This is a genomic window from Sandarakinorhabdus sp. (assembly GCF_031430775.1).
Lineage (GTDB): Bacteria > Pseudomonadota > Alphaproteobacteria > Sphingomonadales > Sphingomonadaceae > Sandarakinorhabdus.
Genome location: NZ_JANPCD010000072.1, coordinates 1 through 8,000, shown reverse-complemented (window position 1 = coordinate 8,000; position 8,000 = coordinate 1). Strand labels below are relative to the sequence as shown.

Below are 8,000 nucleotides of genomic sequence, written 5' to 3'. Positions count from 1 at the left end.
GACCAGACGACGGCGGCCGGGCGCATGCTGGCGCGCATCGACACCGATCACCGCTTGCTGGCGCTGACCCGCATCGCCTTGCGGCGCGGCGGCGCGCCTGCCGATGTCGCGGCCCGGCTGGCGGTGGTGACCCCGGCGTTGCAGCGCGATCCCGGCCTGATCTTCGACCGTGCCGGCTGGCTGCGCCGCGCCGGGCGCCTGTCCGAGGCGCAGGCCATGCTGGTCACCGATGACCTGGATGCCGGCATGGTCAGCGATGCGGACCGCTGGCTGACGTTGCGGCTGGAAATTGCCCGCGCGGCCTGGCGCAGCGGCGCGCATGAAACAGCGTGGAAGATCCTCGCCAGCCATCAGGTGCGCGCGGCGGCCGCCATGCCTGCCCGGCCACTGTCCGAACGCCTGCTTTACAGTGACACCGAATTTCTGGCCGGCTGGATTGCCCTGCGCAAACTCGGCCGCGCCGAAACAGCACTGCGCCATTTCCGCAACTTGCGGGCCGCCGTCACCACGCCGGTCAGCCAGGCCCGCGCCGATTATTGGTCCGGCCGCGCCGCGCTGGCGCTGAATCAACCGGCCGCCGCCCGAGTCTTTTTCACCGCAGCCGCTACCCATCCCGATTATTTCTATGGCCAGCTTGCCGCCGCCCAGATCGGCCAGGCGCTTGTGCTGAACGCTGCGGCGTCGCCAACCCCGGCACCATCGGCATTCGACAGTTTTCGCAGCGAAAGCCGGGTGCGCGCCGCCGCCGCACTCGGCGAGATAGGCGCCCATGGCTTGCAGACAGTATTTCTCAAACAACTGGCAGAAACCACTGATAATACACAGCGTCTTGCCATGCTCGCGGCCCTTGGCGGGCGCATTTCGCGCCCCGATGCCGGGGTCTATGCCGGCAAGGCCGCCCGCAGCGGCGGTGAACTGGCGCTGCTCGGTGCCGCTTTCCCGCGCCTCGCCCTGCCATCATCGCTCAGCGACCGCACAACCCTCATCCATGCCATCACCCGGCAGGAAAGCCAGTTCGACCCCCGCGCCCGTTCCAGCGCCGGTGCCGTCGGCCTGATGCAATTGCTGCCCTCGACCGCAGCCGAACAGGCCGGCAAGCTCGGCCTGCCCTTCAGCGCCGGAGGGCTCACCAGCGATCCCATTTTCAACGTCACGCTGGGCAGCGCCTATTTCAATCGGCTGCGCACCAGTTTTGGCGGCAATTGGCCGTTGGCGATCGCCGCCTACAACGCCGGCCCCGGCAACGCCCGGCGCATCATGGCCACCATCGGCGATCCGCGCGACGCCAGCGTCGATGCCATCGACTGGATCGAAAGCATCCCATTTTCCGAAACCCGCACCTATGTGCAGCGCGTCATCGAAAATGCCGTGGTGTATGACCGGTTGATGCCGCAAACCGCCACTTTCGGCAGTGCCAACCCGGTCATGACCTATCTGGCGCCCTCCGCCCCGCTGCCACTGACCTTTCCGGGCCCGCTGCCCTGAAGCCGCTATTCCGCCGGCGCCCGCGAGAAATCGATGCGGATCCGCACCCAGCTGCCAACGAGCGACTTGCGGTTGACGCGCGGCGGCATCACGCGAAACTGCCAGGCGGCATTGAGCACGCCCTGCGCCAACCGTGATCCGGGCGGCGATTCGCCGACAAACCGGCAATCCTCCACCTTGAAGCGCGGCGCCGTCTTGCACATGATGAGCGCCCAGGCGCCATCGGGTGCGCCGCGCGGCAGATAATAGGACAGTTCGGCATTGGTCGGTTCGCGCTGCCAAGCGGCGGCATACAGCGTGCTGCCATCGGGCGCCGCCCCCGGTTCCCCCGGCGTATCATCGGCGCTGGCGGTTTCGGTTTCGGCCGGCGCCTGTGCCTGTTGCGGCGGCTGGGCCGGCAACTGCTTGAGGTTGAAACCCCTGAGCGCCGGGTCGCCGAACACAAAATCATTGGTTTCTGGCGGCGGCGTGACCGGCGTGATCGGGGTTGGTGATTTTTGCGGCTTCTGCTGCACCTTCTTGGGCTTGGTCCGCGTCTTTTCCTTGGGCGCGGCTTCGGCCTGCCATTGCCGCAATTCAGTCGCGAACGTCCCCTTGCCCGGCAACAGCGGCGGCGAAATCAGCAGGACAAGCAGTGCCAGCAGGACGTGGACCAGCAGCACGACCAGTATGGACGCCGCGCGCCGGCGTGCGCGCGGCATGTCGCGAAGAATGTCTGGCAGAAAGGCGGGGGGCACCATTGGCAAGGTGCGATAGCTGCCGCCGCCCGGATCGGCAAGACCGCATCAGGCCTTGATGTCGAGCGACTTGCCCAGAGCCTGCTCGGCGATCTTCACCAGCGCCGGATCAGCCGGTGGAAATGTCAGATCAACACCTTGGGCCAGATGCGCGCAAACCGCTTCCAGTGCCGCTATCCGCGCGGTCTTCTTGTCATTGGCGGCCACGACATGCCAAGGCGCGCCAGGCCCGGAGCACCGCGCAAACATGTCGTGATAAGCCTCCAGATAGGCTTTGCGCTGTGACCGGTTGTGGTAATCTTCCGTCCCAGTTTTCCAACGTTTCCATGGTGTTTTGATGCGTTCTTCAAGTCTTTTGTCTTGTTCTGCCTGGGTGACATGCAAGAACAGCTTCACGATGCGCGCGCCATCGGCAATCTGCAGCGCCTCAAAGGCGTTGATTTCGTCATAGGCGGCCTGCCAGCGGTCTTTGGCGACAAAACCGTCAACCCGCTCCACGAGCACCCGGCCATACCAGGTGCGATCAAACACCGCGATTTCGCGCGCACCGGGCAGCCGCTGCCAGAACCGCCACAGGTAATGATGGTCAGCCTCGGGTTTCGACGGCGCGCCGATCGACCAGACCTTGGTATAACGCGGGTCGAGCGGCTCCATCATCCGCGTGATCAGCCCGCCCTTGCCCGACGCATCCCAGCCCTCGATGGCGATGATGCCCTTGAGATTCTGGCTGATATACGCCGACTGGATCAGTTCGAGCCGGTGCTGGAGTTCGATCAGCCGCGCCTCATATGCCTCGCGCGGCATGTCGGCATCGGCCTCATAGTCGGTCAGGTTTATGCGTGTCATGGGGTCAGCCTAGCCAATCATGAGTTCACGACCTAATCCACGATGCGCAGATGCAGTTCCCTGAGCTGCTTCGGCGTTGCCGAGGCTGGCGCGTTCATCATCAGGTCTTCGGCCTTTTGATTCATCGGGAACACCACAACTTCGCGCAGGTTCGGCTCGTCGGCGATCAGCATGACCATGCGGTCGACGCCCGGCGCGGACCCGCCATGCGGCGGCGCACCGAACTTGAAGGCGTTGATCATGCCCGAGAAATTCTCGTCGACCTGCGCCTGTGTGTAGCCGGCGATTTCAAACGCCTTGTACATGATTTCCGGGCGATGGTTGCGGATGGCGCCCGACGAAAGCTCGACGCCGTTGCACACGATGTCATATTGATACGCCAGAATGGTCAGTGGATCCTGCGTTTCCAGCGCCGCAAGCTCGCCCTGCGGCATGCTGAACGGGTTGTGGCTGAAATCGATCTTCTTGGCGTCCTCGTCGTATTCGAACATCGGGAAATCGACGATCCAGCAGAATTTGAACACGCCGCTTTCGATCAGGCCCAGTTCCTGCCCGACGCGGGTGCGCGCCTGCCCGGCCAGCTTGGCGGCTTGGCCGGGCTTGCCGGCGGCAAAGAAACAGCCGTCATCCGGGCCAAGACCGAGCTGCTCATAGATCGCCAGCATGCCGGCCTCACCGTGGTTCTTGGCAACCGGCCCGCCGAATTCGCCGCCCTTGCGGGTGACATATCCCAGCCCGGCATGACCTTCGCTGCGTGCCCATTCGTTCATGTCGTCGAAGAACTTGCGGCTCTTTTCGGCAGTGCCCGGCGACGGGATGGCGCGCACGACATTGCCGGCCTCGACCAGCTTGGCGAACAGGCCAAAGCCCGAGCCGTGGAAATGCTGCGACACGTCCTGGATGACCAGCGGGTTGCGCAGATCGGGCTTGTCGCTGCCATATTTCAGCATGGCATCGGCATAGGCGATACGCGGGAAGGCGCCTTTCGTCACGGCCCATGGCTTGCGGCCACCAAAACCCGCGAATTCCTCGAACACGCCGGCCAGCACAGGCTCGATGGCTGCAAAAACATCGTCTTGCGTGACAAAGCTCATTTCGAAATCGAGCTGGTAAAACTCGCCGGGCGAGCGGTCAGCGCGCGCATCTTCGTCGCGGAAGCACGGTGCGATCTGGAAGTACCGGTCAAAGCCGGCAACCATCAACAGCTGCTTGAACATCTGCGGCGCCTGCGGCAGCGCATAGAATTTGCCAGGATGCACACGGCTGGGCACCAGATAATCGCGCGCGCCCTCGGGGCTGCTGGCGGTCAGGATCGGCGTTTGGAATTCGGTGAACCCCTGGCCGATCATGCGCTGGCGCAGCGAAGCAATGACGCCCGACCGCAGCATGATGTTGGCGTGCAGGCGTTCGCGGCGCAAATCGAGATAGCGGTATTTGAGGCGGATTTCCTCGGGGTATTCCGCATCGCCGGCCACCGGCATCGGCAATTCGGTGGCTGCCGATTGCACCGACACGGCGGCGGCGCGCACTTCGATGTCGCCGGTCGGCAGATTGGCGTTCACCGCGCCGCCTTCACGCGCCACGACATCGCCCGTTACCGTTACCACCGATTCGAGCCTTGCCTTGTCGAGCGTTTCGAACGCCGGCGACGCTGGCCCGACGACAATCTGGGTCAAACCGAAATGATCGCGCAAATCGATGAACAGCACGCCGCCATGGTCGCGCTTGCGGTGAACCCAGCCCGACAGGCGGACGGTTTGGCCAGCGTCGGCGGCCCGCAGGGCGCCGCAGTTGTGGGTGCGATAGGCGTGCATCGTCATCGGTTTTCCAATGTGGTCCCTGCCGCCCTGCCCTCGCCGGGCAGATGCAGCTTTGCATCAGTCAAGAAGCGCCGCGTGACACACGGCAATCGCCCCTTTGTCAAGGCGCGATGATGCTGTAAGCGGCGCCATGCTCATCCACCCGTTGGTCACTGATACCGCAACCCTCACCGCACTTTGCGACCGCTGGCGCTCCGCTGATTTTGTCACGGTCGACACCGAGTTCATGCGCGAATCGACCTATTACCCGGAATTGTGCCTGGTTCAGGTCGCCTGCGAGAACGAAGCAGCGGCCATCGACCCCAAGGCACCCGGCCTTGATCTGGCGCCGCTGCTGCGTCTGCTGGTCGAGGAGGACGTGCTCAAGGTTTTCCACGCCGGCGGCCAGGACCTGGAAATCATCTACAACCTGACCGGCAAGACACCGCAACCACTGTTCGACACGCAGATTGCCGCCATGGCCTTGGGGCTTGGCGAACAGATCGGCTACACCAATCTTGTGGCCGCCTATGCCAATATCCAGATCGACAAGGGTGCGCGTTTCACAGACTGGTCGCGGCGGCCGCTGAACGACAGGCAGATCGATTATGCCATCGGCGATGTCACGCATCTGGCACGCATTTTCCCCAAGATGGTCGAAAAACTGCGTCGCACGGGCCGGGGCGCCTGGCTGGACGAGGAAATGGCGCGGGCATCCGACCCGGCCACCTATGCCAACGACCCGGAAAAGGCCTGGACACGGCTGCGCCTGCCCAGCCGCAAGGCCGAAGTATTGGGGCGGCTGAAGGCTATTGCGGCATGGCGGGAACGCGAGGCGCAGGACAAGGATGTGCCGCGCGGCCGCATCGTCAAGGACGAAACCCTGGGTGATCTGGCCGGCTCGCCGCCGCGCAGCCAGGCGGAGCTAGCCAAGGTGCGCGGGCTTTCGGCCGCATGGGCAAACAACGCCATCGGCGGGCGGCTGATGGCCGTGCTGGAGGGCGCCGAACCGCTCCATCCCGACGACATGCCGGCCCGCGAGCCGCAGCGCCCCGGCCTGTCGAGCGAAGGCGCACTGATCGCGGACTTGCTCAAGCTGCTGCTGAAAATCCGCGCCAAGGAAACCGGCGTGGCGCCGCGCCTGATCGTGCGCGGCGATGATCTGGATGCGCTGGCCGCCGGCGTGCGCGAAGGCCTCGATATGCTGTCAGGCTGGCGCCGAGAAGTGTTCGGCGCCGATGCGCTGGCACTGGTCGAAGGCCGGCTGGGCTTTGCCGTCAAGGACAGCAAGCTGACGATGTCGCGGATTGCGGACGAATAGCCCTCAAGCCATCCTGACCTGATGCGGCAGGCCCAGTGCCGCGCCCAGCACCTTCAACCGCCGCATGACCGTCTCGCCGGCCAAATCGGCGTGTGCGCTGCCCAACGACAGCACCAGCGCATCGTCCGCCCGCAGCAGCCGCGTTGCCACCAGGCCCACCGCGGTGCCGCCGCTTAACCGTTGGCCCAGCCGCAGCGCCAGCCCCCAGGCCCGCGCGCGGGCCAGCAACGACGCCGGCGCCAGCAGCAGCAGCGTCGCCATCAAGGGCGCATTTTCAGCGCCGCCAAATGTGTGGTGCAGGGCACAAGCCAGCGCCGCGCGCTCCGCCGCCGTCACGGCAACCCAATTGCCGTGCAGCGCCACATCGACGCCGCGTTCGGGCCGGAAATCCGGGTGAGCGCGCCATGCGATGTCGGACAGCAAGCACGCCGCCAGCCGCAGCCGCCGGTCGGAGGGGGATTCGCCCGCGAACAGCCCATCCATCCATTCGAACAGCATGTCGCCATGTTCGGCAAACCGCCCCTGCCGCGATCCTTCGCTGCGCGCCGCCGCAATCAGCGGGTCGATACTGCGCTCCGCCTCGGACAGTTCAGCAAACAACAGCCCTTCGCGCAGGCCGAAACCCGATGCGATGACGCTGGATGCGCCCAGCCGCTTGACGACCGACGCCAGCAGCAGCGCGGCGCCCGGCAGCGACCCCAACCGCGAGGTGGACAGGTGCGGCACGCCCTTGAGAGTTTCGGGATCGAACTGCGACAGGCTGCGCACCAGCTTGACCGTCGCTGACGCCGGCATTTCATATTGGTGGACAATAGGCAGCGGGTGCCCCGTCATCCAGATATGCACCTGCGCCAGCGCCCGCCACGAGCCGCCGACCATATAGAATGGCAGCCCGCGACCGGCCTCGGCCCAGCCGACCTTGTCCAGTGCCTTGGCAATGAACGGCGATAGCGCCCGCCGGTCGCGCTTGCGCACGGCGTCCAGCCGCAACGAGCCGATAGGCAGCGAAATCCGCTCAAGCATCTCGCCGCCGCGCACGCGCACCAGTTCAAGGCTGCCGCCGCCCAGATCGCCAATGACCCCATCAGCGTCAGGAATGCCGGACAGCACGCCCATGGCCGCGCCGCGCGCCTCGGCGTCGCCATCGATGACGGTGATCGCCAGATTGCATTCGGCAAAAACACGCGCGATGAAATCGGCGCCGTTGGATGCCTCACGCACGGCTGCGGTGGCCACGGTGCGGACATCGACGATGCCCATGGCGCGGGCCAGCGCGGCAAAACGCCTGAGCGCCGCCACCGCCACGTCCATCGCGCCCTTCGACAATTTGCCATTGGCGGCCAGCCCGCGCCCAAGCCCTGCCATGACCTTTTCATTGAAGACGGTCGCCGGAATGCGCGTCAGCCCCTGATACACCACCAGTCGCACCGAATTGCTGCCGATATCGATGATGGCGTGCATGCCGCTGGGTGACAGCACCGGCACCTCGTCCGATATTGCCGGGTCCAGCACCCGCAGCACGGTGGTCATGCCAGACCTGCCGCGTCCGACGCCTCGGTCAGGTCATCTTCTTCGTCGGGCAGCAGCAGCACCGGCACCTGGTCCTTCATCTGGCCGCGCCCCGACAGCGAGGGGTTGGTCATGAAGTAACGATGCAGGTTGAATTCCGGCTCCTGCCCGCGCACCTGCCGAAGATAGCGGCCATCGGAATCCAGCGTCCAACTCTGGGCATTGTCCTTGAGGTTGGCGACCATCACCTGGTCGAGGATCTGGGCATGAACGGTGGGGTTTTCGACGGGCACCATGATCTCG

The 8,000-nt window shown here is 65.2% G+C and carries 6 protein-coding genes and 1 pseudogene; 2 read left to right on the top strand and 5 right to left on the bottom strand.

All coding sequences use genetic code 11. From position 1 onward, the window contains the following. Positions 1 to 1,485: lytic transglycosylase domain-containing protein (locus RMQ73_RS03765; protein ID WP_310496689.1), on the top strand; the 1,485-nt coding region annotated here is incomplete at its 5' end. Positions 1,486 to 1,490: 5 nt separating this feature from the next. Here the strand turns inward: RMQ73_RS03765 and RMQ73_RS03760 are convergent. The 3 genes from RMQ73_RS03760 to aspS all read right to left on the bottom strand — a co-directional run bounded on the left by RMQ73_RS03760 (position 1,491) and on the right by aspS (position 4,882). After that, the gene (locus RMQ73_RS03760) at positions 1,491 to 2,186 is read right to left on the bottom strand and encodes a hypothetical protein (protein WP_310496688.1); all 696 of its coding nucleotides are present in this window, start codon (positions 2,184 to 2,186) and stop codon (positions 1,491 to 1,493) included. Between the two features lie 84 nt (positions 2,187 to 2,270). Further along, a complete protein-coding gene (locus RMQ73_RS03755) occupies positions 2,271 to 3,068 on the bottom strand; it encodes a polyphosphate kinase (RefSeq protein ID WP_310496687.1) in 798 nt (265 codons plus the stop codon). A 32-nt stretch (positions 3,069 to 3,100) separates the two neighbouring features. After that, a complete protein-coding gene (gene aspS / locus RMQ73_RS03750; protein WP_310496690.1) occupies positions 3,101 to 4,882 on the bottom strand; it encodes an aspartate--tRNA ligase in 1,782 nt (593 codons plus the stop codon). 136 nt (positions 4,883 to 5,018) lie between these two features. Here aspS and rnd point away from each other — a divergent pair, with 136 nt between their 5' ends. Beyond that, positions 5,019 to 6,188, top strand: coding sequence for a ribonuclease D (rnd, locus tag RMQ73_RS03745; RefSeq protein WP_310496686.1), 1,170 nt, complete (start codon positions 5,019 to 5,021; stop codon positions 6,186 to 6,188). A gap of 3 nt (positions 6,189 to 6,191) precedes the next feature. Here the strand turns inward: rnd and RMQ73_RS03740 are convergent, their stop codons facing one another. After that, a complete protein-coding gene (locus RMQ73_RS03740) occupies positions 6,192 to 7,718 on the bottom strand; it encodes a Ppx/GppA family phosphatase (protein ID WP_310496685.1) in 1,527 nt (508 codons plus the stop codon). Continuing rightward, a pseudogene (locus RMQ73_RS03735) lies at positions 7,715 to 8,000 on the bottom strand (RNA degradosome polyphosphate kinase); the annotation flags it as partial. The gene RMQ73_RS03740 and the pseudogene RMQ73_RS03735, both read right to left, overlap by 4 nt.